The 23,434-nt window shown below is 37.8% G+C and carries 27 protein-coding genes; 7 read left to right on the top strand and 20 right to left on the bottom strand.

The genetic code is table 11. From position 1 onward, the window contains the following. Nucleotides 1-39: 39 nt before the first annotated feature. Both rhaM and NSS92_RS05475 read left to right on the top strand, forming a co-directional pair. Entirely contained in the window at nt 40-354 is a 315-nt protein-coding gene (gene rhaM / locus NSS92_RS05480) for an L-rhamnose mutarotase (RefSeq protein WP_340867097.1), read from the top strand. A gap of 86 nt (nt 355-440) precedes the next feature. Next, on the top strand, nt 441-1,712 hold the full coding sequence (locus NSS92_RS05475) for an MFS transporter (RefSeq protein WP_267586388.1): 1,272 nt from the start codon (nt 441-443) through the stop codon (nt 1,710-1,712). 92 nt (nt 1,713-1,804) lie between these two features. Here NSS92_RS05475 and NSS92_RS05470 read toward each other — a convergent pair whose 3' ends face one another. The 12 genes from NSS92_RS05470 to NSS92_RS05415 form a co-directional block, all read right to left on the bottom strand. Beyond that, nucleotides 1,805-2,518 carry a LutC/YkgG family protein gene (locus NSS92_RS05470; RefSeq protein ID WP_340867096.1) on the bottom strand — a complete coding sequence of 238 codons (714 nt, stop codon included), beginning with the start codon at nt 2,516-2,518 and terminating at the stop codon, nt 1,805-1,807. Beyond that, a complete protein-coding gene (locus NSS92_RS05465; protein WP_340867095.1) occupies nt 2,518-3,942 on the bottom strand; it encodes a LutB/LldF family L-lactate oxidation iron-sulfur protein in 1,425 nt (474 codons plus the stop codon). Before NSS92_RS05465 ends, NSS92_RS05470 begins: the two co-directional genes overlap by 1 nt. A gap of 18 nt (nt 3,943-3,960) precedes the next feature. Continuing rightward, nucleotides 3,961-4,677: a (Fe-S)-binding protein gene (locus NSS92_RS05460; RefSeq protein WP_340867094.1), complete on the bottom strand. Its 717-nt coding sequence runs from the start codon at nt 4,675-4,677 to the stop codon at nt 3,961-3,963. A gap of 285 nt (nt 4,678-4,962) precedes the next feature. After that, nucleotides 4,963-6,231, bottom strand: coding sequence for an L-rhamnose isomerase (gene rhaA, locus NSS92_RS05455; RefSeq protein WP_340867093.1), 1,269 nt, complete (start codon nt 6,229-6,231; stop codon nt 4,963-4,965). 21 nt (nt 6,232-6,252) lie between these two features. Next, nucleotides 6,253-7,671: a rhamnulokinase gene (gene rhaB, locus NSS92_RS05450; protein WP_340867092.1), complete on the bottom strand. Its 1,419-nt coding sequence runs from the start codon at nt 7,669-7,671 to the stop codon at nt 6,253-6,255. 139 nt (nt 7,672-7,810) lie between these two features. Continuing rightward, nucleotides 7,811-8,779 carry an AraC family transcriptional regulator gene (locus NSS92_RS05445; RefSeq protein ID WP_340867091.1) on the bottom strand — a complete coding sequence of 323 codons (969 nt, stop codon included), beginning with the start codon at nt 8,777-8,779 and terminating at the stop codon, nt 7,811-7,813. Between the two features lie 359 nt (nt 8,780-9,138). Beyond that, nucleotides 9,139-9,480 (bottom strand): hypothetical protein, encoded by a 342-nt coding sequence (locus NSS92_RS05440; protein WP_340867090.1) that lies wholly within the window; start codon nt 9,478-9,480, stop codon nt 9,139-9,141. Nucleotides 9,481-9,523: 43 nt separating this feature from the next. Further along, nucleotides 9,524-10,627 (bottom strand): threonine synthase, encoded by a 1,104-nt coding sequence (locus NSS92_RS05435; RefSeq protein ID WP_340867089.1) that lies wholly within the window; start codon nt 10,625-10,627, stop codon nt 9,524-9,526. A gap of 72 nt (nt 10,628-10,699) precedes the next feature. Next, complete coding sequence (locus NSS92_RS05430) at nt 10,700-11,074, bottom strand: RidA family protein (RefSeq protein ID WP_267586397.1); 375 nt, start codon at nt 11,072-11,074, stop codon at nt 10,700-10,702. Further along, entirely contained in the window at nt 11,071-11,736 is a 666-nt protein-coding gene (locus NSS92_RS05425; RefSeq protein WP_340867088.1) for a helix-turn-helix transcriptional regulator, read from the bottom strand. Before NSS92_RS05425 ends, NSS92_RS05430 begins: the two co-directional genes overlap by 4 nt. Nucleotides 11,737-11,877: 141 nt before the next feature. Further along, nucleotides 11,878-12,558, bottom strand: a complete 681-nt coding sequence (locus NSS92_RS05420) for a TetR/AcrR family transcriptional regulator (RefSeq protein ID WP_340867087.1) — start codon at nt 12,556-12,558, stop codon at nt 11,878-11,880. 42 nt (nt 12,559-12,600) lie between these two features. Beyond that, entirely contained in the window at nt 12,601-13,770 is a 1,170-nt protein-coding gene (locus NSS92_RS05415; protein ID WP_340867086.1) for an FAD-dependent oxidoreductase, read from the bottom strand. 254 nt (nt 13,771-14,024) lie between these two features. Here NSS92_RS05415 and NSS92_RS05410 point away from each other — a divergent pair, with 254 nt between their 5' ends. Next, nucleotides 14,025-14,213 carry a hypothetical protein gene (locus tag NSS92_RS05410; protein ID WP_039178972.1) on the top strand — a complete coding sequence of 63 codons (189 nt, stop codon included), beginning with the start codon at nt 14,025-14,027 and terminating at the stop codon, nt 14,211-14,213. A 69-nt stretch (nt 14,214-14,282) separates the two neighbouring features. Here NSS92_RS05410 and NSS92_RS05405 read toward each other — a convergent pair whose 3' ends face one another. The 3 genes from NSS92_RS05405 to NSS92_RS05395 form a co-directional block, all read right to left on the bottom strand. Further along, nucleotides 14,283-14,630 carry a DoxX family protein gene (locus NSS92_RS05405; RefSeq protein WP_267586402.1) on the bottom strand — a complete coding sequence of 116 codons (348 nt, stop codon included), beginning with the start codon at nt 14,628-14,630 and terminating at the stop codon, nt 14,283-14,285. Between the two features lie 116 nt (nt 14,631-14,746). Further along, nucleotides 14,747-15,172 (bottom strand): MarR family winged helix-turn-helix transcriptional regulator, encoded by a 426-nt coding sequence (locus tag NSS92_RS05400; RefSeq protein WP_340867085.1) that lies wholly within the window; start codon nt 15,170-15,172, stop codon nt 14,747-14,749. Nucleotides 15,173-15,241: 69 nt separating this feature from the next. Next, a complete protein-coding gene (locus tag NSS92_RS05395; RefSeq protein WP_267586404.1) occupies nt 15,242-15,814 on the bottom strand; it encodes a TetR/AcrR family transcriptional regulator in 573 nt (190 codons plus the stop codon). 179 nt (nt 15,815-15,993) lie between these two features. Here NSS92_RS05395 and NSS92_RS05390 point away from each other — a divergent pair, with 179 nt between their 5' ends. Together NSS92_RS05390 and NSS92_RS05385 are read left to right on the top strand one after the other, a co-directional pair. Beyond that, a complete protein-coding gene (locus NSS92_RS05390) occupies nt 15,994-16,920 on the top strand; it encodes a DsbA family protein (protein WP_267586405.1) in 927 nt (308 codons plus the stop codon). An 11-nt stretch (nt 16,921-16,931) separates the two neighbouring features. After that, on the top strand, nt 16,932-17,249 hold the full coding sequence (locus NSS92_RS05385) for a monooxygenase (RefSeq protein WP_267586406.1): 318 nt from the start codon (nt 16,932-16,934) through the stop codon (nt 17,247-17,249). Between the two features lie 47 nt (nt 17,250-17,296). On the opposite strand, the gene NSS92_RS05380 is transcribed toward NSS92_RS05385, so the two are convergent. Beyond that, nucleotides 17,297-18,244 (bottom strand): carbon-nitrogen hydrolase family protein, encoded by a 948-nt coding sequence (locus tag NSS92_RS05380; RefSeq protein WP_267586407.1) that lies wholly within the window; start codon nt 18,242-18,244, stop codon nt 17,297-17,299. 100 nt (nt 18,245-18,344) lie between these two features. On the opposite strand from NSS92_RS05380, the gene NSS92_RS05375 reads away from it, so the two are divergent. Next, on the top strand, nt 18,345-19,235 hold the full coding sequence (locus NSS92_RS05375; RefSeq protein ID WP_340867084.1) for a LysR family transcriptional regulator: 891 nt from the start codon (nt 18,345-18,347) through the stop codon (nt 19,233-19,235). A 154-nt stretch (nt 19,236-19,389) separates the two neighbouring features. On the opposite strand, the gene NSS92_RS05370 is transcribed toward NSS92_RS05375, so the two are convergent. Next, complete coding sequence (locus NSS92_RS05370) at nt 19,390-20,535, bottom strand: alpha/beta hydrolase (protein WP_267586409.1); 1,146 nt, start codon at nt 20,533-20,535, stop codon at nt 19,390-19,392. 197 nt (nt 20,536-20,732) lie between these two features. Between NSS92_RS05370 and NSS92_RS05365 the strand changes: the two genes are divergently transcribed. Next, nucleotides 20,733-21,500, top strand: a complete 768-nt coding sequence (locus NSS92_RS05365) for a pentapeptide repeat-containing protein (RefSeq protein WP_267586410.1) — start codon at nt 20,733-20,735, stop codon at nt 21,498-21,500. A 41-nt stretch (nt 21,501-21,541) separates the two neighbouring features. On the opposite strand, the gene NSS92_RS05360 is transcribed toward NSS92_RS05365, so the two are convergent. The 3 genes from NSS92_RS05360 to NSS92_RS05350 all read right to left on the bottom strand — a co-directional run bounded on the left by NSS92_RS05360 (nt 21,542) and on the right by NSS92_RS05350 (nt 23,426). Further along, the gene (locus NSS92_RS05360; protein ID WP_267586411.1) at nt 21,542-21,964 is read right to left on the bottom strand and encodes a cytidine deaminase; all 423 of its coding nucleotides are present in this window, start codon (nt 21,962-21,964) and stop codon (nt 21,542-21,544) included. 67 nt (nt 21,965-22,031) lie between these two features. Continuing rightward, entirely contained in the window at nt 22,032-22,283 is a 252-nt protein-coding gene (locus tag NSS92_RS05355) for a DUF2651 family protein (protein ID WP_267586481.1), read from the bottom strand. A 222-nt stretch (nt 22,284-22,505) separates the two neighbouring features. Beyond that, the gene (locus tag NSS92_RS05350) at nt 22,506-23,426 is read right to left on the bottom strand and encodes an alpha/beta hydrolase (protein WP_340867083.1); all 921 of its coding nucleotides are present in this window, start codon (nt 23,424-23,426) and stop codon (nt 22,506-22,508) included. Between the last annotated feature and the right edge of the window lie 8 nt (nt 23,427-23,434).

Here is a 23,434-nt window from a genome sequence, read left to right as displayed (position 1 = left end):
TTATTTTTCATTTATTCTACAGTACAAGGAGCGAGAGAGATGATAAGAAAAGCCAGTATTATGTTTGTACACAAGGATCAATTTGATGAATACAAACGTCGACATGATGAAATATGGCCGGAAATGGTTGAGGCATTAAAACAGCATGGTGCTCATAACTATTCTATTTTCTTAGAAAAAGAAAGTGGTCAATTGTTTGCTTATGTGGAAATCGAAAATGAAGATAGATGGAACCAGATGGCTAAAAGTGAAGTTTGTAAAAAATGGTGGAATTACATGGCGCCTATCATGGAGACAAATTCAGATAACAGTCCACGCTCTGTAGATTTAAATGAATTGTTTTACTTAGCATAATTTTTTAGAAAACAAAGACAGCAAAAAATAACAGGCATTCAAACGGATTGATCATCGTTTGAAGGTACTTGAGAGGAGTTTTAGATATGGCTGGTAATGCAAAAGGCGGATTAAAGTCTACTATTACTGTGGCAATGTCAAATTATTTGGAGGCAGCATCCATCGTAGCTGCTGCTGGCGGCCTGACACTCTGGATGGAATATTTAAATTTAAATGATTTTAAACTGGGATTATTAGGAGCGCTGAGTGCTAATGGATTTGCTTCAGCAGTAGGAGCTCTCATAGGCGGCGTTCTGGTTGATAAATATGGCCGAAAGTTCATTTATAAATACGATTTATTGGTCTATATGTTTGGTGTTTTATTAACGATGTTGTCTTTTAACTTTCCCATGTTGTTAGCTGGATACATTATTACTGGAGTAGCTGTAGGAGCTGCCATTCCAGCTGCTTGGACGTATATAGCAGAAGAAGCGCCTGAAAATGAACGTGCATCTCGTGTAGGATGGGGACAGTTAGCGTGGTCGGTTGGTCCAGCTATTTCGTTACTCCTCTCTGTAGCATTGGCTCCGTTAGGTCTTTTAGGAAGCCGAATTATTTTTGGTCAATTATTTGTAATCGCTTTAATTACTTGGATTATGCAACAACAAATTAGTGAATCAAAAATATGGGAAGAAGAAAAACAAAAAGAAGTGAATCAAAAAGCAAATGGTGAAAAATTAAAAAGCTCAGTCAAAGAATTATTCACAATCAAAGCAAACCGTCATGCGATTATTTTATTACTAGGGATCTATTGCTTCTGGAACTTAGTAGCTGGTGTAATGGGATACTTCATGCCGTATATTTATCAGACCGTTGGAGGGCTTTCATCATCACAAGCAAATTTATTACAAGCGTTCTTATGGATTCTAACTGTTTTAGGAACGTACTTTGTCTTTATTAAACTAGGTGATAAAGTGAACAGACGTGTATTGTATGGCATAGGAGCGGCAATGGGGATTGCGGCTTGGGCTACTCTTACGTATGGCGGAATGGGCATGACTGAACTGCTTATATTTGTGATATTATGGGGAACTGCAGCTGGTTTTGGTGCTCAAGCATTTTATGGTCTTTGGTCAAGTGAGTTATTTCATACAAAATACCGTGCAAAGGCACAAGGGTTCCTTTTTTGTACAGCGCGTGTAGCCGTTGGCCTTATTTCACTTGTGATTCCAACGATGATTTCTACATTAGGATTTAAAATATCAGGTTCTATTATGATTGGGTTCCTTGTAATTGCTGCAATTATTGGATTAGTAATGGCGCCAGAAACAAGAGGAAAGTCATTAAAAGAAATTGAAAAGGAACGATACAGCGCTTAAAAAAATAGCCAAGCTTTCTTTGAGAAGCTTGGCTATTTTTTTCTGCCTCCCCCCTTCTTTATTAAACCAACAACTATTATCTTTTTCCATCCTCACACAATTAAATAAAAAGCTTTTAAAGGTCCATGCACACCCACGACCAAGTTCATTTCGATATCTGCAGAATTACTTGGTCCCGAAATAAAGTGAATACAAGAAGCAACAGCTTCTCCCTTTTCCACACGTTGGTTTAGGTCAAAGACAGCCTGTGTAATACGTGCCACAATCGTTTCACGCGGGATAATCGTGACATAGACAGTTGGCAAAAAGTGAAGTGCTCGCCCTTGTCCCTCATGAGTTTTTACAACAATTGTCCCTGACTCGGCAAGTGCATAGTCACTGAATGTAATACCAAAATTGGCTTTTTCGGCGAGGGAATGATTCGCTTCACGTCCTTTTTTTGAATCCCATACATTTACCTCTATATTTTCTTCAGGCCATTCTTTTTCAAGTAAATCTGTTAATCCATATTCATTAAAACGTGAATCCTGGGCTGTCATCACAGGCCCCCCGCCATGTTCAGCAACAATTTTCTTTAAAGCTTCAGCTAAGTGATCTTTTGTTGTTTCAAAAACAGTTGTATGAATTTTGCTGCAGTGCTCTGTGAACGTAGCGATTAACTCCTTTTCTGTATTACCTTTCATTACATCCCAGTTTACGTTATTCTTCCACTCTGGTCGTACAACACCACTTATTCGTCTTTCGCGTCCCAGTTGTTTAGCCACATGATTTAAAAAAACTTCCTGATTTTGAGCTGTTCCTCTCATTATTTTCCCCCACCTTTTTTATGATCATCAAACCAGTCTCGAAAACGTTCTTTACTTGGAGCTGGGAATTCTCGAATTTCAGTCCAATTTTTTAATGGGCCAATTCCTTTGGAGACTCGATCTCCTGATACAATGGGCTTCATAGCTGTAGGTGCCATTTTTGTACCTAGTTTGTATAGAGCAGCAGATGATGCTCCCATTCCAAACATTTTCATCGCTAGTTTCTCACCTAGAGGAGCACGTCCTTCTTTTTCAACAATTACTTGACGATGTTTTAAAAGTAGTTCGTGTAGCGGAATTTTAACTGGACAAGCATCAGTACATGCTGCACAAAGAGTTGATGCATATGGCAGTTCTTTATAATCGTCATATCCACCTAAAAGTGGACTTAATACTGCACCAATTGGCCCCGGATAGATAGAGCCATAAGAATGTCCTCCGACATGACGATATACTGGACATACATTAATACATGCTGCACAACGGATGCATTGTAATACTTGTTGGAACTCAGACCCTAAGATTTCAGAACGGCCGTTATCAACGACAACAAGGTGAAATTCTTCTGGACCATCTGCCTCTTCTTCATATTTAGGCCCTACTGTCGTAATGTAACTAGTTAGCTTTTGCCCTACTGCACTTCTGCAAAGCAATCCAACGAGTACATCCAGCTCCTCCATTGTTGGTACAAGACGTTCCATTCCCATTACAGCGATTTGCGTTTTAGGAATAGCAGTTACAAGGTCTGCATTTCCTTCATTGGTCACTAAACAGATTGATCCTGTATTTGCAACGGCAAAGTTGCAACCAGTGACACCGATTTCTGCTTCAAGAAATTTTTCGCGCAGGATTTTACGAACAAATTTTGTCATCTCGTAAGGATCCTCCGACTTTCCATAACCTAGTTTTTCTTGAAATACATCACGAATTTGTTCTTTTTTCATATGAAGAGCTGGCGCTACGATGTGGGAAGGTGGTTCATGATCATCAACTTGCAAAATGTATTCGCCAAGGTCACTTTCTACCACTTCACAACCTATGTCTTCTAATGTTTTATTCATTTCTATTTCTTCGGTTACCATTGATTTGGATTTAACGACTTTCTTGGCTTCTTTTTTTTCTGCAACGTCCTTAATGTATTGAGCGGCGTCCTCTTTTGTTTTCGCAAAAAAGACATGTCCCCCGCGTTTTGTAACATTTTCACTTAATTGCATTAAGTAATAATCTAAATTCTCCAGCGTGTGTTGACGGATTTGCTCCCCTAAATCGCGCCATTCTTCCCAGTTCCCAAGCTCTTCACTAGCTGCCAAACGACGTGTATACAGGCGTTCTTGAGCTGTAGACACAGCTTCACGCATCGTAGAATCTTGGATTCCTTTATCAATACGTTCATTAAATTTTTTATCACTAATTTTCATGCTCATGTCGTGTTCCCCCTTGAATTAACGGCTATTTAATACCTCTGCAATATGCAGTACCCGCGCTGATTTTCCTAAACGTTCTATTCGTCCTCCAATATTCATTAAACATCCACAATCTGCACTAATTAAATAGTCCGCACCTGTCTGTTCAACACTTTCTACTTTTTCGTCTACCATTTGTTCAGATATTGGCATCATTTTCACAGAAAAAGTTCCACCAAATCCACAGCAATTTTGGGCGTTGGGAAGGTGCTCAACTTCTAATTCTTTTACATTAGAAAGCAGTGTAAAAGGTGCTTCCTTCACACCTAGCAAACGTGTCATATGACAAGATGTATGATAGGTCGCTTTCCCTTTTAAACGTGCCCCTACATCTGTAACCTTTAAAACCTCTACGATAAATTGAGTTAGTTCATACGTTTTCTCAGCTAGACGCCTAGCTCGCTCCTCCCATTGAATATCTCCTTTGAATATATGTGGATATTCGTGAAACATCGTTGCACAAGAACCAGAGGGAGTTACTACATACTCTACATCTTCAAATGTTTGAATCATATTTTTCGCTGCTTGCTTGGCTTCGGCAACATAGCCACTATTATAGGCAGGCTGGCCGCAACATACTTGTGATGTAGGAAATGAAACTTCACAACCAAGGCGTTCAAGTATCTCAACTGTTGCCTTACCAACATTCGGCTGGAAAGTATCAATTAAACATGTAATAAATAAGCTCACTTTCATTTTAAAACCTCCTCTTAATTAATATTTAGATTTACCTAGGCGTCTGATGACTGAAAAGTAAAAGCAGGCCCTTCTCTCATAAGTGTTTTGTTGCGTGTTCTCCATGTGAGATGAATATGTCCCTTCAATTAACCCCATAGCACATATAGAGTAGAAAAAATATTGAGTTGTAACCTATTCATCTAAAAAGGAATCCTTGTAATATAAACAGGGGAATTGATCTATTAGACCCTTCCCCTGACTGTATCTCTTTGTAAATTTACTAGTTAGCTCTTCATGATTTTTTTAGGCTAAAACAGAGTTTCTTTTTGTTAATACATCTTGCTCATATTGTTTCACTTCTTCCAGCCATGTTTCTTTTACAGGCACGTCCATTTTTTCACAATAGTAATCCCAGATTGCACCGAAAGGATATGTTTTGAATTCCTCTATTAATGCTAATCTTTCAGTAAAGTTTCCATCTTCCTGTAACTGTTTTAAATGTTCATTTGGTACTAACATTGCATATAGTAATGATTTAATCATGTTTCTTGTTCCAATTGTCCATGCTGCAACACGGTTAATACTTGCATCAAAGAAATCAAGGCCAATCATCACTTTATCCAATGCTTGATTTCGAACAATTTCGAGACCAATTTCACGTAACTCATCATCCAGCGTCACAACATGATCACTGTCCCAGCGAACAGGACGAGAGACATGCAAGGCAAGCTTGTCACTGTAAAGCAGCATAGATGAAATTTTGTTTGATACAGTTTCAGTCGGATGGAAATGTCCTGTATCTAATAAACATAGTTTATTATTCTTTAATGCGTATCCAAGATAAAATTCATGCGATCCAACCACATAAGATTCAGAACCAATACCGAATAACTTACTTTCAACGGCATCAAGATTATAGTTTTCATTAATCTCTTCTTCAAAAATCTTATCTAACGAATCTTTTAACCGTTGACGAGGCGTTAGTCGATCACTTGGAATATCTTTATAACCATCTGGAATCCAAATATTTGTTAAGGATGCTGTTCCTAATTCTTTCCCAAAATACTCACCAATTTTGCGGCTGGCGATACAATGATTGATCCAAAAATTTCTGATACGTTCATCAGGATGAGACAACGTTAGCCCATCTGCTGCTTTTTCATGTGAGAATAATGTTGGATTGAAATCTAAGCCTACACCTTGATCTTTAGCCCATTTCACCCAGTTTTCAAAGTGTCTTGGCTCTAATTGATCCCTTTCAACGACTTCTCCATTTGTTTCCGCATAAATAGCATGTAAGTTCACACGATGTTTTCCAGGAATTAAAGATAACGCTTTCTCTAAATCTGATCTTAGTTCTTGAGGTGTCGTTGCTTTACCAGGATAATTTCCCGTTACATCAATTCCACCTGATAATTCTCCTTTATTTACTTCAAATCCTGCAATGTCATCTCCCTGCCAGCAGTGAATGGAAATTGGTACATTTTTTAATTGTTCCAATACTTCATCCACATGGATGCCCCATTTTTCATATTCTTTTTTTGCAAGCTCATAATTTTCTCTAATTGTCATTTGATCGTCTTCCTTTCTTTTTTATGATGTCGTTACGGTTAAAGGTGAAAATTTTTTAACCTCAAAAGAGTTCTTAATGATTGTTCTTGCTTCTTGAATATTTTCAATTTCGCCAACTGCCATTAACTGCGATACAATATTCCCAATTGCAGTTGCTTCAACTGGACCAGCGTACACTTCTTTTTTAGTTGCGTCAGCAATTAGTTGATTTAACATTTCATTTTGGCAACCCCCTCCGATCACATTAATTTGATTGAATGTTTTTTCAAAAATTTCTTCAATTTGATGAATGGCTTGTTGGTAGCTGCATACTAAACTGTCAAACACACATTTTGCTACTTCTCCAGGATGAGTTGGAATTGGCTGGTTTGTTTCTTGACAATAACTTTGAATCTCTTGAATCATATTTTCTGGTTTTAAAAACCGTGTATCATCTACATTTACGATGGATTTAAATTCTTTAGCCTGACCAGCTAGGACGACCAACTCTGCAAAAGAGAACTTATTTTTATAATTTCTTTTCACTTCCTGTATCATCCAAAGCCCCATAATATTCTTTAAAAATCTATAGCGATAATCAATGCCGCCCTCATTGGTGAAATTGTAATCTAAAGCTTTTGTAATACATATTGGAAAATGATTTTCTACACCAACTAAAGACCACGTTCCTGAACTAATATAGATTGTTTCTTCCTGCTCAGGAACCGAAATGACAGCTGAACCAGTATCGTGAGTTGCTGGCAGAATAACCTTCATATTAAAGCCGAATTCCTCTATTAAATCTTCAGTCAATGTACCCAACACTGTTTTGGGTGTATGAATATCTTGAAACATTTCTTTGTTAATGCCTAGTTGATCTAATATGTCATGATCCCATTTCTTTGTGAAAGCATTAACCAACTGAGTTGAAGTGGCATTTGTGTATTCGTTTGCCTTTTTTCCTGTTAATAAATAATGAAAATAGTCAGGAATCATTAGAAAAGATTTTGCATGTTCTAAAATCTCCGGATGATTTTGTTTAATTGAATAAAGTTGATAAATCGTATTAAATTTTTGAAATTGAATTCCTGTCTCTAGATACAGACGTTCCTTCATGAATGTTTTAAAAACTTCATCCATCATCCCGTCTGTTCTCGAATCGCGATAGGCAACAAAATCTGTTAAAGGTTTGTTCAATTCATCTAGTAAAACAAAGTCTACTGCCCATGTATCAATACCGATACTTACTGGAGATAATCCCATATCACTACATTGATGAATTCCCTTTTTTATTTCTTCAAATAATCGATCAAGCTCCCAGCACAACTGTCCATTTTTTTGGACCATTTTATTTTCGAAACGGTGGATTTCTTTTAGATTTAAAAGTCCATCTTCAAGATGACCCGCTATTAATCTTCCACTAGAAGCACCAATATCAACTGCTAAACAACATTTCTTCATTTAAATCACCCTTTTTATGAAAGCGTTTGCTTATGTCTTTATATTAAGCCAGCTAAAAGGAGAAAATAATGTCTAAAATTAATTATTTATTGTCCTTATTTGCAATTGTTTAAAATAAAAAAGAACATTTAGCAGCATCTTATTTTTTTGCTAAGTGTTCTCTGAATTGCTTTGGTGTCTGATGATATTTGTTTTTAAAAATCCGATAGAAATAACTTACATTATCATATCCAACTTGATCTATAACAGAGGCAATTGGCATATCTGTACTTTCCAGTAACTCTTTCGCTTTATTTAAACGTTTTTCTTGAAGTAATTCTTTAAATGTATAGTTGGTAGCCTTTTTAATCTCTTTACTTAAAGCATAATCGGGCTGGCTTAATTTTGAGGCTAATTCATTCAGTGATGCACTCTGGAAATGTTCATCAATATACTTTAATGATTCAACAATTAAATAATGTTGTACAGGATAGTCTTCTGTATGTTCGGCCTTATCAGCGTGTTTAATTAACTCCACCATTAAAAGACCCATATACAATTTAATGGTGGATTCAGACATAAAAGCAGGAGACATAATTTCAATAATAATTTTTTTTATTAATTCTTGAATGCTTTCTACTTCTGAAACTTTAAAGTAAAGGAATTGTCCATTTTGAGTACTGTTATATAGACTGTTAATTAAGAAGTTACTAATTCTGTTTTCAGTGGTTAAAAACGAAAAGATAAAATCAAAAAAATTAGGTAAAATAATAAAATTAATAATAATGTCTTCTTCTGCACAAGCTTGAGTTTCATGCTCAATATGCTGGTTTAAAAATAACAGCTCCCCTTGTTGCAAATTTATTTTTTGATTCCCTACTTTTTGGTTATACTCTCCATTGTAAACATAATTAATCTCAATGTAGTCGTGTTTATGTTTAGGAAAATCCACAAAGCGTGTATGTTTTCGAACCGTAATCATACTCTCTTGATTGAGAAATTTTTGACTTTCTATAATAAAATTAGACTGATTGGTATAAATGTTTTTATTTATCTCTCTTCTGTTTTGTAGAATCAGTTCCTCTTCATCTGTTATCTTTAATAATTGATTTAGAAGATCATGTTGCATAGGTTTCTCCTTTGTTTAGAATCTTATTTGATTTAGAAATTTTGAAATCTAGGCTTCAAATTAGTCGGAAAAAGATGTTTTAATCTATACCAGTATTATTAGACTTTCTTCACCTACAGCCTACATACCTTCTTTGTTTTGCCCGAAGTATTTTTAAAGAGTCTAGCACCATGGTTTTAATTGGACTCAATTTTTTGCTAATCAGTCCAAACCCAGAGAATAAGACAAATGCTGATAACAAAGAGACTCCTTGAGGTGGCCTCTTTACAAACGGTCTGAGATATAGCACGACTATTTCCCAATATTCTTTATCAGTGTTCTCTACGTCCTCAATCAATTCAATCGGTCATATCTTCTTCTTATATAAATCCAAATACCTCATTTTTTTGATTCGCTAGTTCCATTCCCTCTGCTAGATAGAGAGCGTTCATTTTATCGATATCATCATCTGGCCAATGGCGGATTAGTTGACGCAATCTCGCAGCAACGGTTTGACAAACATCTGGTGATAAGTAACTATCAGAATCTGGTTGTTCCAGCAATAGGATGATGTCACCCTGGTAGTTTTTAAAGGGTATTTCCCCACCAAACCCCTCCATATCATCTAAATTCATACCAATACAAGCAGCTAACCTTTTTCTAAAATCATGGAAGTCACTGTATGACCAATGTGCTTCGCAATGAGTAAAATCCAATCCCATGAAACATTCCTCCGATTTCAAGTTGTATTTTAGTCATATCGGGTTATTTTGATTTAATTCCTGCACCACAAAGAGGTATGACAATTGTTTCTTTTGATTCCTTTTTATATTTCATGTAGCCAGCAAAATTGACTGCAGATGTCACTTCCACATAAAATCCTTTCTCACTTAGTTTAGAGCGTGCATTCAATATCTCATGTTCTTCAATATCTATAAACGTACCATTGGTATCTTGTACAGCTTCTAGAATTTGTTTGGAGCGCGCCGGGGCAGCAATGGCTATCCCTTCTGCTAAGGTCCCTGTATTCGTAACAGGCGATGCTGATCCTTTCGCATTTTGATAAGCTTTGACGAGAGGTGCACAGTTTTTCGCTTGTATGGCAATGATTTTCGGTATTTTATGAATCAAACCATTTTCAAATAACTCTTTAAAACCATAATACGCACCTAGGAGGAGAGTACCATTTCCAACCGGAATGATTAAAGCATCAGGTGCTCCTTTTATTTGTTCATAAATTTCATAGGCGTATGTTTTTGTTCCTTCAAAAAAATAAGGATTATACACATGGCTTGCATAAAAAACGTTTTCGTCGTCTACTGCTTTTTGCGCCGCGGCTGCAATATCCTCTCGTGTACCATGAATTTCTTTAATCGTTGCTCCATGGGCTTTTATTTGAGCGACCTTTTTAGGTGAAGTTTCATCGCTTAAGTAGATGTCACATGCAATCTCGCAGCGAGCTGCATAAGCGGCAATTGCTGTTCCTGCATTCCCGCTGCTATCCGCAATGACTTTTGATACCCCTAATTCCTTTGCCTTTGTCATTAAAACAGCAGCTCCTCGATCTTTAAAGGAGAGTGTAGGCATCATATAATCAACTTTTACATAAGTGTTTGGCTCATTAGGATCTAAAACGATTAACGGAGTTTGACCTTCACCCATTGTCACAGATTCCCAAGTCTTAGAACCTTTTGAAAATGGCATGGTTTCAACATAACGCCATAATGAGTTTGGATAGTGATTCCAAGCCGCAATATCTATTTTAGGGGTATCTTTCACCAGGTTTAATACGCCGTTACAATCACATTTCCATAAAGTTGGTGTCATTTCATACTTTTTCCCGCAATGGTTACAAATCAATTGATTCATCAATCATCAGCCCCTTTGAATAATTTTTTATATGAAATATACTTTTTTATATATCATGGGCAAAAAAATATTCTAAATATAAGAAATCGCATCAATTTCAATTTTGAAACCAAAATGTAATTCATTCGTTGGTACAACAGTACGTGCTGGTTGATGTTCACCGAAAAATTCAGAATAAACCGCATCTACTTTGTCCCATAGTTCAATATTAGAAATGTATAATGTCATACGCAAAATCTTTTCTTTTTTACTTCCAGCCGCTTCTACAATCATCTCCACATTCTTAAGCGCTTGTAATGTCTCTTCTTCAATGGGGCCGAATTCTTTTTCACCCGTTTCGGGATTGATGGCAAATTGTCCTGAAACATAGACCGTGTTTTGATGAATGGTTGCGAATGCATAGTGTCCATTGGATTTTAGATTTCCTACCTCAAGGATGCTTTTCATTTCGTTTCCCCTTCATTCGATTTATGTTTGATTTCATCCAAATAGCTATAGACGGTGACTTTAGAAATACCTAACATAGATGCGACCTTCTCAACCGAACCTTTCATTAAAAAGATTCCCTTTTCATCCATGAACCTTATTAATTCAATTTTTTCATGACGTTTCATAACTGGGTGAACACTGTTTTGAATGATCTGTTGAATCAATTGATCTACTATTTCTTCTACATTTTCAAGTTCATCATTTGATGTTGATTCATTCTCTTGAACTTCAACTTTTGTAGAAAGAAAAGTATCCATAAATTGCTGCATTTGATTCAATGCTTCAACATCAAAATTGATACAGAATGCACCGATTACCTTTTGCTTCGAATCACGAATTAATGAAGTCGAAGAACGAATGGTACGGTTGTCTTCTGTTTTAAATGTATACCCAGCAAGATAATCTTCTTTAAAATCTACTGATTGTAAAACAGTCTTTACCAAATGATCAAATGATTGACCGATTTTTCTTCCCGTCACATGATGATTGACTGTAAACATGACAGATGCTTGAGGGTTCGTTAAATCATGAATAACTACTTCACAATTTGGTCCAAACATTTTTGCTGTAGATTTTGCTAAAGGAATATAGCTCTCTAATAAATTCTTCGTATTTTCCATGCCTAAGCACCTCATTTGTTTATTCCAATAGATTATATAATTTTTTATATATAAAAACAATATATAGATTTTTTTATATGTTTAAAAGTTGAGAAAATATAAAAAAAGCAGCCATTGACTGCTTTTTGCTTGTGCTCCTTTCTAATTGATTTCTTGCTGGATTCCATACAAAATGACTTCAATTCCCCACTTGAACCGTTCCATTGATACGGTATCACCTGCAAACATTTCTTCTTTTAGGCTATGGATGAAAGGAAACCGCGTTTTGTCTGCATCATGAAATGCTTTTTTTGTATCTGAAATCTGCGAAGAGCCATGTTTCTTCCAAGAGACCTTTTCGTATGCTACGGAAGATACGTATAACAGTAACAGGTCTACTCCCCATGCAGCAGATGTAGATTTGATCCCGCCTTCATGCAATGCAGCGAGGAGTTGTTCGGTCAACTGTAAAAAGTTCGTTCCTTGCGGGATGGTGGAAAGAGAAATTTCAGCAAGACCAGGTTTTTCGAATAACAGTAGGAAATAAGTATGCAATATGTCAAATAACTGTTCTTTCCATGTGCCACCCGCTGAATCTGGATAAACCATTTGGCCGAGACCATAATCCAATACGTAAGCACTTAGTTCTTGAAAATTGTTCACGTAGACATACAAGGATGCAGGTCCCGTATCGAGTGCTTTAGCCACTTTACGCATACTCATGCTCTCTAACCCTTGCTCCTTTAGAAGCTCATAGGCAGTTTTCACAATGAGTTCACGGCTTAAGGGCTCTTTTGCCGGCCGAGACCGACGACTTATAATACGACGATTTGAATTGTTCATAATCTCTTTATAACATGTCAAAGTCAAATAGTAAATTGAGCATCAATCACCGTTTTCTTGAAAAGAATTCATCATATCTGCAAGCTTGACCGCAGCGTTTTTTGAAAAACATAGTTTTAAACTTTTCTCTGATTCATGAGCTTTCTCCGATGAATATTCGTACATCATGTCTTCGTATTCTTCAATAGCCTTTTCAATATGATTACGATTTCGGACAATCGCAAGTGCAAGCTCCATTGCATCAAACATCGCCATGTTTACACCCTCCCCTGCGAATGGCGACATGACATGAGCGGCATCACCGATAAGTGTTACTCCTTTATGGCGGTTCCATTTAAAACCGACAGGAAGCGTATAAATCCGTCTTGGAATGATGGCATCTTCTGCATAACGAATATAATTTTTCAGCTGATCGTTCCAATCACTAAATAACTCTAATAATTGTTCTTTTGCTTCTTTCGCTTGATGAAACGGAATACCACAAGTCTCAATCCAGTTACGTTCTACCATAAGGTTTGCATACACTTTTATTCGTCCATCTCCGTTTAACTGTCCAATCAGTCCTTTGTGGTCTGCTAAAGCAAACATCTTACCACTTTTATTAAATGCAGCTAAATCAGGGTGGTTCACCTCTACGTTGAGGATATTCAGTTCCAACATCGTGAGCCCGGCGTATTCAATATCAATATTTGTTAACAGAGGACGCACACGAGAAAAAGCACCATCTGCCCCAATTAAAAGATCAACTGTCTCGACAACTCCGTTTTCAAAATGAAGCTCCGTCATGCCGTTTTCTAATGAAACGCAACTTTCTAGTTTATATCCATATTTGATGTTTTCAGCATCAATTTGATCTAACAGCAGTTCGCACAAAACACCACGATCAATTTCTGGGCGGGTGCCTTTTTGGTCTGATTCCGTTTCTTCATCTAAATAAATTCTTCCTGATTTATCAAGTAATCGGAAATCTTCTCCTTCATAGCGGGCGTTCCTTTGAAATTTCTCATAAACTCCCGCTTCTTTTAAAGCTTTTTGACCTGTTTCTTCGTGAATATCCAGTGAGCCCCCTCTTTCAAGACTCTTGTCATGCATCTCTCGTTCATAGATGGTCGTTTGTATACCGTAATTTTGCAGAATCAAGGCGAGTGTTAGCCCCCCAGGTCCCCCTCCAATAATAGCGATCTGCTTTTGGTCCTTAGATAATGCCGTCATCGTATGCATCTCCTCTTCATTATGGAAATCGTTTAAAGCCACATCACATTTATATTATAACGAACACCGTTCGCGAAGAACAGTGTTCGTTTAAAAAGTTTATTTCATGATTGTGTGCTTTAATGAAAAGAAACCAATCGCGCGCCACCATATGATACACTCCAACTAGGAATGTTAAAGGATGTCGAATCATCACAATGATTCTTGAATCAGTCGTTTCCATTGTTCAAATTTTGAGTGTAAGAGGTGTTTCTATGAATAAATTACTAGCAATGTTGATATTAGGATTGAGCTTTAGTGGTGCCGCTCTCATTCTTTCTGTCCCTTTGTTATTCAAGTCCAAACTAGAACAATCTGAGCTGGTGTTCGCTGCTGGATCTGCGGGCGCTTTCGCAGTATTCGCTGTCTCATGCCTAGTTCTTCGAAAACAATTCAATCGCTAAAAAACCTAAACACCCGCCATTAGAACAATGGAGCTTTGTTTAGGTTTTGTGACTTACCTTGATATGAACTTAAAGAATGTGGTACAAGCTGGCCCCGATACTGAGAGCGAATAATACAAGTGCAGGAATTGCTTTTTTAAAGGGATCTTTGGCTAATACGATCAGAGTAAAGGCAGCTGCCAGCATCGTGCCTCCTAACAGTAAGCCTGATAATATTGCTATTATTGGCATCCATATGCCGACCAGCATTCCAGCAGCGCCTATGAGCTCAAAGGCTCCAGTTAAAACATTAAAAAAAGCAGGTAAACCAAATCGTTTGAACTCTTCTGCCATTTTCCCTGAAATAATTTTCGACCCTGTTACAAAAAAGAAAACGGCCAATATCATTTGCAGAATAAGTATGAAAATCGTGATCACATCTTTCTAAGTTATTTGACTGAAACACTCAGTCCGAATGGACAAATTTCCAGCTGATGCAATTTATATGTCATAGCATATATTAGACATAAATAGTTTGTTACAGATTAGACGTTTCAAGATTCATAGTGTGAATGAAATAATTTGTTCAAAAGTAATTTTAATTGTTGAATCTCTTCATCGTTTAATTGCTTTGTCACCGTTTGATGTGCATCCATGACGACAGGAAGAATGGCCTTTTTGACCTCGTCCCCTTTTTCTGTTAAAAGCAGGTGATGTGAGCGCCGGTCTTGTTCATTATAGATCTTTTTGACAAGCCCTTTTCGTTCCATAGACTGGATCATTCTGACGACAGTGGTTTGATTTTTATCAATTCCTTCTGCCAATTCTTTTTGAGTAGTCCCCTTTTCACTACTCAGAATACTTATAATACTCCATTGTTCAGGAGTGACCCCGTAAGGCTTTAACCTGTTCGTAAAATAATTCGTCATTTTGAGATCGGTACGATGAACGAGATAGCCTATTAAATCTTGTAACTCCATGTAAAACACCCTCTATGAAATTTATATGCTATAGCATTTATATTAGTGAAGCCTTTAAAAATTGTCAAATCAACTATCTGCTTTTTTAAAATCAATCCCTGACAAAATATATGGCACTGCTGATTTGATAAACTCCTCTGATGATATGTGCGAACTATTTTTTCTCCATTCAACAGAAGCTCCGTGAATTCCCCAGCTTAAAAAAACAGCTGTGACCTTCAGAATTTGCTTTTCGACATTTTTATATTGATTGATTAACAATTGATAAAAAATAATTTCAAGCTGTTCCCTCACAATAGGAGCAAGTTCAGTTTCATATTCTACTTGGCAGCGGTTATGCAGAGATTGTTGAAAATTCGTTAATGCTTTAAAAATATTGATTATCGTATCTTCATCTAGTTTACGATGATTGAAATGAATACTTTCTAAATTAATCGATAATACTTCTGACAGCGTTTTATCCAGCAAATCGTATTTATCCTCAAAATGATAATAAAACGTCGCTCGGTTGATCATGGCTTCTGCCGTGACATCTTTGATCGTAATATCCTTAAATTCCTTTTTCGATGAAAGTTTAATAAAAGACTCCATGATTAACTTACGCGTTCTCAGAACCCGAGGGTCTGTCTTTGGCTGCGTCATCTTATCCCTCCTCCTTTTTCAACACATCTATCAATCTGTTGGATAAACAACAAATTGAAGAAATTATTGGTGTTGGTCTTACTCGTTGTGTTTTAAGATCTAATTGTAATGCAAATGATTGATTCAAACAACTTCTAGGAAATAGCGTTTCCTTGCAAAAATTGAGGAGGTAAATGAAATTGAAAAACAATGAGATGTTTTGTGATATAGAAACAGGTGTATGTGGTGTAGGTGAAGATGAGGATATCCAGGTCATTGATTTTCAACAGCCTAAAAAAACAATAACGCTCTATTATGTAACAGATCCGATTTGTTCGCATTGCTGGGCAATTGAACCTGTCCTGCGTCGATTTAAAGAGCAATATGGACATTATTTTCATTTCCAGACTGTATTGGGTGGACTGTTAGAGAAATGGCATGGTGGTCCAATTGATCCTGCAAACGGAATTTATAAGCCTGCTGATGTTGCTGGTCACTGGAGAGAGGTTGGAGAACATTCTCGCATGCCAATTGATGGTTCCTTAATGATTGACAATCCTGTTCAATCCTCCTACCCGCCCTCTCGCGTGTTCAAAGTGATTCAAAAACATCATGATGATGCACTAGCCTATACTTTTTTACGCCGTGTAAGAGAAGCGCTATTTGCATTCAATCAAAATATATCGGATATCACGGTGTTAATTGATATCGTCAACGACCTTGGACTTAACGGAGATGTGATTGTCCATGAAGCGGAGCTGCCAAGCGGTCAGGAATTATTAAATCAAGATTTTACTCTTGTTCGAGACCTTGGTGCTAGAGGTTTCCCAACGATCATCTTCGTCAACGAAGAAAATAAAGGAGTCAAAATCACGGGTGGCCGCTCATTTGAAGTCTATGTTGAAGGATTAAAGCAAGCTTTAAACACTGAAGAACTTCAACCGAAAAAGCGCCCAGCTGTTTCTATCCTGCTCGAAAAAGAAAAACTTCTATTTTCTAAAGAAATTGAAGTAATGTACGATGTTGACCAATCAGATGTACGGTCTTTTATGAAGAAAGAACTTCCGCAGCAGCAGTATCAAATGAAAGAAGTGCTGGGGGAACTGTATTTTACAACTTCGACATAAGGAGAATGACGATGGCACATTTATTACAAGTGGATTTTAAGATGAAAGGCCCTTTCGGTGATGAAATGGCAAAAGAGTTTTCTGATTTAGCGAAAAGTATAAATGAGGAAGACGGATTCATATGGAAAATATGGACGGAGAATCCGGAGAAGAATGAGGCTGGCGGAATCTACTTATTCGAAACAAAAGAAGCAGCTGAGAACTATCTTGAGATGCATTCTAAAAGAATCACTAGCTTTGGAATAACAGACATCAACGCTAAAATCTTTAACATGAATGCTCATCTTACTCATATCACAAAAGGTCCATTAAAAACTCATCAAGGTTGACACACGAAAAAAGAGCGGCTGATGGCTGCTCTTTTTTTGTTGTGATTTCATCGATTTATCCACTTTACATTTTCTTTTTTCTCTTCATTGACGACGAGCTGGAAGACATCAGGTCTTGAATAATGTCCTACGACATCGAAGTCAAATTGACTAGAAGAAATATCACGCAAATCAAGATCTGCCAGCAGTATCTCTTCCTGACCATAGACAGGTTCTTTTATATATTCGCCTAAAGGACTGACTATTGCACTCCCCCCTCGGCACATTTCATCAGGAGAAGATGCTAATTCTTCATAGCAGGCTAAATCTTTAGGATACATCTCTTTATTCACATATTGATTACAAGATAGAACGAAGCACCGGCCTTCTGCGGCAAGATGGCGAATCGTTGATTGCCATAGCTCCCTGGAATCTGCCGTTGGGGCTATATAGATTTGGACGCCTTTTGCATACATCGCTGCTCTAGCTAATGGCATATAGTTTTCCCAGCAAATTAAAGCGCCTATTTTACCATACGGAGTATTGAAAACCGGCAGTGTGCTGCCATCCCCCTCTCCCCATATGAGTCGTTCAGAACCTGTCGGCTTTAGTTTACGGTGCTTTCCAAGTAAGGTTCCATCTGGTCCGAAAAACAGTACGGAACAATATAAAGTCCCGCGGCTTGATTCATCATCTCTTTCAATGACACCAATGACGAGATAGACACCAGCTTTACGTGCTGCTTCTCCCAATCTGTCTGTCGTTTGACTAGGAACTGGAACTGAATTTTCTAAGTAACGAAGCCAGTCCTTTCTTCCTTCTGGAGAACGGCTTCCTACTGTGGCACCAAAAGCTAGTCCTCTTGGATAAGCAGGTATAAAAGCCTCAGGAAAGACAACTATATTGGCTCCTTTTTCTCCAGCCTCAAGTGTTAACGAAATGGCTTTTTCAGTACATGCTTCTCTATCCATAATGACAGAAGCAGCTTGCACAACAGCAACTCTACATGTTGACATCTTAACCCCTCCTTATTCTCAGTGTAAAAATAAACGTTTATCATGTACAATATATCATCATCATAATGAGTATGCCTTATTGGAATAATGGGAGGGTAAAATGAACATACGGGACTTTGAAATTTTTAAAACAATTGCGGAATGTGGAAGTTTTTCAAGAGCAAGTGAAAAGCTTTTTATCGCACAGCCTTCCCTTTCTAAAGCCATTCAAAAATTAGAGAAAAAACTGGGTGTCATCCTTTTCGATCGGTCAAATCGAATTTTTAGGTTAACAGATGAAGGACAGCTTGTATATGAAAAAGCGATTGCGGTGCTTCAGCAAATGAATGAGTTGCAAATGGAGCTGGGTGATACAGAAACTCATATTCTCGGCCATCTAAAGATCGGACTGCCGCAAGTGATTGGAACCTTTTTCTTCTCGAAAGTGGCAAAAGGTTTTACTAAAAAGCATCCAGATGTGAAGCTCGAAATGATTGAAGAGGGCGGCTTGCATGTAGAAAAACTCGTTGAGAAAGGCGAAGTAGATGTTGCCTTTGTTGTCATACCTGCGCAAAGTCATGAATTAGAAGAACAACTCATTTTTGAAGCGCCGTTTGTGGCTTGTTTACCAAAAAATCACGCTTTGAAAGATGAACAACAGCTCTCACTCGAACAGCTTAAAGAGGATAACTGGATATTGTTTGATTCTTCATTTGCGTTGAGTCAAGTGATTTTAGAAAGCTGCCGTAAGGAACATTTTGTTCCCAAAATCGCTTACAGTACAACACAATGGGATTTGTTGATGACATTAGTTCGTGATGAACTTGGAGTGGCGATCCTTCCAAGTCCTTTAACGGATATGTACAGAGAGGACATTTGTGTAAAACCAATTAGCAGTCAATATATTCCCTGGAAAATTGGAATTGTCGTGAAGAAAGATCGATATAAAACACGTGCTTTGAAGGCTTTTTTAAAAATCGTTGCGGATATATATTCTGTGGATCAGAAATAGAAACAAATAAAAAATCATCCTTCTTAGTTTCTAACATGGAGAAACTGAAAAAAGCCTAATTTCAAGGCTTTTTTTCATTTTATATGCTGTTATCTGGCCATGATAGCACCTGTCAGCCATGCAATAGACATGAGAACTAAACATACGTATTAGGTCACTTTCTGCTCGTTTTCTTAATCAAGTCCACGCCATCGTATGACAGACTTTCCACATGTACAGGCTTTTGCAGAATGTAATGATCAAAAAAGGTCCCCGTATAGTCTGTGACAAGATTCCTCATCTCCATCGCATCGCGTTCGCCTCTCAGTTCTTCGTTCACACCGGTAAACACGATGTCACAATAATCTAAATGTGCAGCATGGTTAACAGAGAAATAATAGGTTTCCATGCTATTGTTAGCGCCAATGATCGCATTCATATGATAGTTAGGCTCAGAAAACAGCAGCAAAAAGGGTTTTTTCAAGTCGCTGTCAAGAAGACCGAATGCACCGCTATCGAGGCCAATCCCGCAGGCGAATCGGTCGTCATCCCGGCAAACAATCGCTGTCGTAGGCCCTCCGTAAGAATGTCCGACTATGCCCATGCCGGCGTCAAGCTGCAATCTGCCATTAAAGATTGAATTGAGTTCACCGGAATCTAGTTTGTAAAGATAATCGGCTGCATACCTTACATCCTCTGCCTGTAATTCACTATATTTAGTTAACTGATGAAGTATTGGCAGTGTAAGGACGTTGCGGCATGTCTCAATGGCAGTTTCATCGTCAGGCCGGATCGTCATCTGACCAGCCAGCACCACCATCTCTGGATCTTCAGAAAACGCCATAATGGCATCTGAAAAATCCTTTGATACATTAAACAGGCGTCCATCTTTACGCTTATACATCGTGCTATTTTGATGACCGATACTGACGACAACATACCCCATGCTTGCAAGGTCTGTACAGATCACTGTCCCCCATTCTGGAGAACCGCCCCCGCCGCAAACATAAAATAACACTGGATAGCGTTTTTCCTTCCCGGAAAGAGCAAGGTCGTCGTAACAATACGTTTGGATATCGATAGAGAAAAAATCCTTTTCCTTCATATACTCAGTGACAAGCAGCTGGTCATGCAGCATTTCGTATACTTCAGGAAACATGTACGTTGATGGGGTCTTCCCTTCATTGCTATCAGACGGATAGTATACAAATGCGGTCAGTTCTCTTTTTGAGTGATCAGATGCCGTGTACTCAAAATCCATCTGTGTGCGTCCGGCAGTATAGCCGCCGATTGGTTCTGGGAATGCGTCATACCTTTTCATTCTTTTGTTCCCCCTTATGATTTAAAGTGAGTGTGAAAGACACATTGCAAGATAAGCGCTCTCAAAATGATGACCGCTCTCTTTATGTTTCGAGCTTTATGATATAATAACTTGTCAATGCCAGCCGTTTAGTGAAACAGAAATGAACTTTTGGAAGGTGTTCATCCTGGTAAAAGATTAAAAGATAGGTGATCACAATGAGAAGGCTTGAGTCTGGAATGTCAGTAGACAACGAAATATTTTCTGATATTGTCAGGTATGAACATGAAACGATAAGCGGATCGACGATTAGCAACTCGAATGTTCATTCACCTATATTTTGGAGCTGTCACCTGCGTCATCTTGTATTTGATACGTGTGATCTGACGAATGCGAGATTTTTTGCAGGTAGTACGATTGATTATTGTACGTTTATTCGTTCCGATTTGCGCTCTGTTGGGATTGCTAGAGACGAGGCTGTTTTTACGAATTGCGAATTCTCCTCCTGTGATATGAGAGGAATGACATTGGAAAATGCTGCGTTTATCAACTGTACATTTTATAAATGCAGGTTTAAAGACCGCGTTTTACAAGCAGCGAATATCGTAAATTGTACCTTTACCGGTAAGTTGGTGGATATAACGTTTGAGGGAAATGGTAAACAAAAGCTGATTGCCAATTTTGAAAACTGCACCCTTGACGGTGTTTGTTTTAAAGGCTGTGACCTATCGCAATGTATTCCGCCAGCATCCAAAAACCATCTATACGTTGAAAAGGTCTCCGCGCGTGTCAAATATGCATTGATGAAGATAAATGAGGACCCTCATCTTTCTGACGAGGATCGGAAAGTACTGGTACGCAGCCTGCGCAAGCTTGAGAATATGGAACAATATATTTTTAACACGGCGCATATGGAAAAAATACATGGGGCTGTTTTTGTGGAGCGATTTTTCAGTTATTTGGAATGCTATAAAGAGAACGCTTGATGCTTGCTGCGTCCCTCTTCCTGCTAAGTTTAGATCGTACATCAACTTCGAGTATATTTGAGTGGAATCAGTTCCCCGATTTTCACTTTGACTAGTTCGCCATCTATTTCTATGATGACAAAACATTCTGGTCCGAAATCTGAAATGAGCTCTCTGCAGATGCCGCAAGGGCTTACGACCCTCAATCTTCTATCCTCTTCATCTGAATATGGATGTCGGACAGCGACAATTGTATCAAAATCTTTATAGCCATTCGATAATGCACTGCCAATTGCAATGGCTTCTGCACAAACAGTTACCCGTCCGATATAGGCTTCTATATGGACAGCCGAGATCATTTCTCCTGTTTTCATGCGGATAGCGGCTCCTACATGGTGTTTATCATCTTCATAAAGGCTCGTAATCTTCTTTTTTGCTTCGTCTATTAACTCTACATCTTTTGGAGTAAGATCAAATGTGTGCATTGTGTCGCCTTCACCCTTCTATGCTCGTTTTGAATATGCTGATCTATTATACCAAACATCAGCTTTTTCATGATGCTCTTTTATAGCGGGCATACATATATCGAATGATTTTTGTGATGACAGAGGTACACATGCATAAAAAGGTCATCACCACGACCCAATACATATTTGACATGTCAAACCCAGTATAGGCAAATATGAAAATAGTGGAAACTGCAAATGTGATGATAAGAACGATGTAAACTCGCTTAAAGATGCAGTAGCCAACAATCCCCCATATCAAAGATAACAAAGGCAATGTAAATAAGATCAGCGCCATGGGATGAAGAAAGAAAACACTCATCATGTCACTCTCCTTTATGAACTGATGATGAACCGAATATGTATCATATTAAAAGGAAATCTGTGTGTTGTAAACCAAAATTGGAATTTAACTGAAAGTATTTCATGTTGAATGGAAAAAGACTGCTTTCAGTAAGCAGTCCATTTCGCTAAGCTTTCAAATATTCAAGTCGGAGCATTTTGATGTGTGAAAAAAAATCTAACGATTGATCACCTGAATGATTTTTTCCTGAGCATCTTGTGCCTCAGGAATTGGCATGACGACAAACACATGCAGCATTTCTGGATAAACAAAGGTTTTCATGTCAATTCCTTGTTCTGTTAGCTTTTCATCAAGCTTTAGTGCATCTGGATATAAAATATCATGTGTTCCAATAAAATGAGTGATCTTCCCAAGACCATTAAAGTCACCATGAATTGGACTGATTAATGGATCAGTTATCCTTTTATCTGCTGCCCAAATTTTTGTAATGACATCTATTCCTTCTGGCGCTAGAATGGGATCTTTATCGGCATATTCAGATATAAGAGGATTGCTTAAACTCATATCAACACATGCAGATAATAAAATAATATCTTTCGGCTGCGGCAGACCTTCCATCTTTAAAAGATGCGTAAGGCCAAGAGAGATATTTCCACCCGCTGAATCTCCCATAATCGTTAATTGATCGGTACTCTCAATGGTTTTCAGTATTTCTTTATATAGATTTAGGATTTTTGGATAGGTATCTTGGTAGCTGTAATGAGGTAATTTAGGGTAAATAGGAGCGACCACTTTGGCGTTAAGGGATTGAGCCATTTTATCCATGTACCACCAATGGAAATTGAGAGGCTGGTTTACCCAGGCACCGCCATGTATATATAAAATCACCTTTTGCTTTTGCGGCATTTGGTCATTCAATGTGAAAACCTGCATTCCTTCGAAAGTCTGCTCCTTTATCTCACTAACTAATTTCACATCATCTCCGATTGCATAAGGCTTTATATTTTCTATTTGAGACAGAAAGTTTTTGGTTTTTTCGACACTAGCAAAACTCTCTTTATTACTTTGGAACGTGAATAATTTTTCATATTGAATGCTTTCTTCAGAACGTTCTCCATTAAAAAATTCGACACTCATTTTGTTTT

This window comes from Bacillus sp. FSL M8-0166 (assembly GCF_038008825.1).
In the GTDB taxonomy this organism is placed as follows: Bacteria; Bacillota; Bacilli; order Bacillales; family Bacillaceae; genus Bacillus; species Bacillus safensis.
This window is presented reverse-complemented; position numbering and strand designations above follow the sequence as displayed.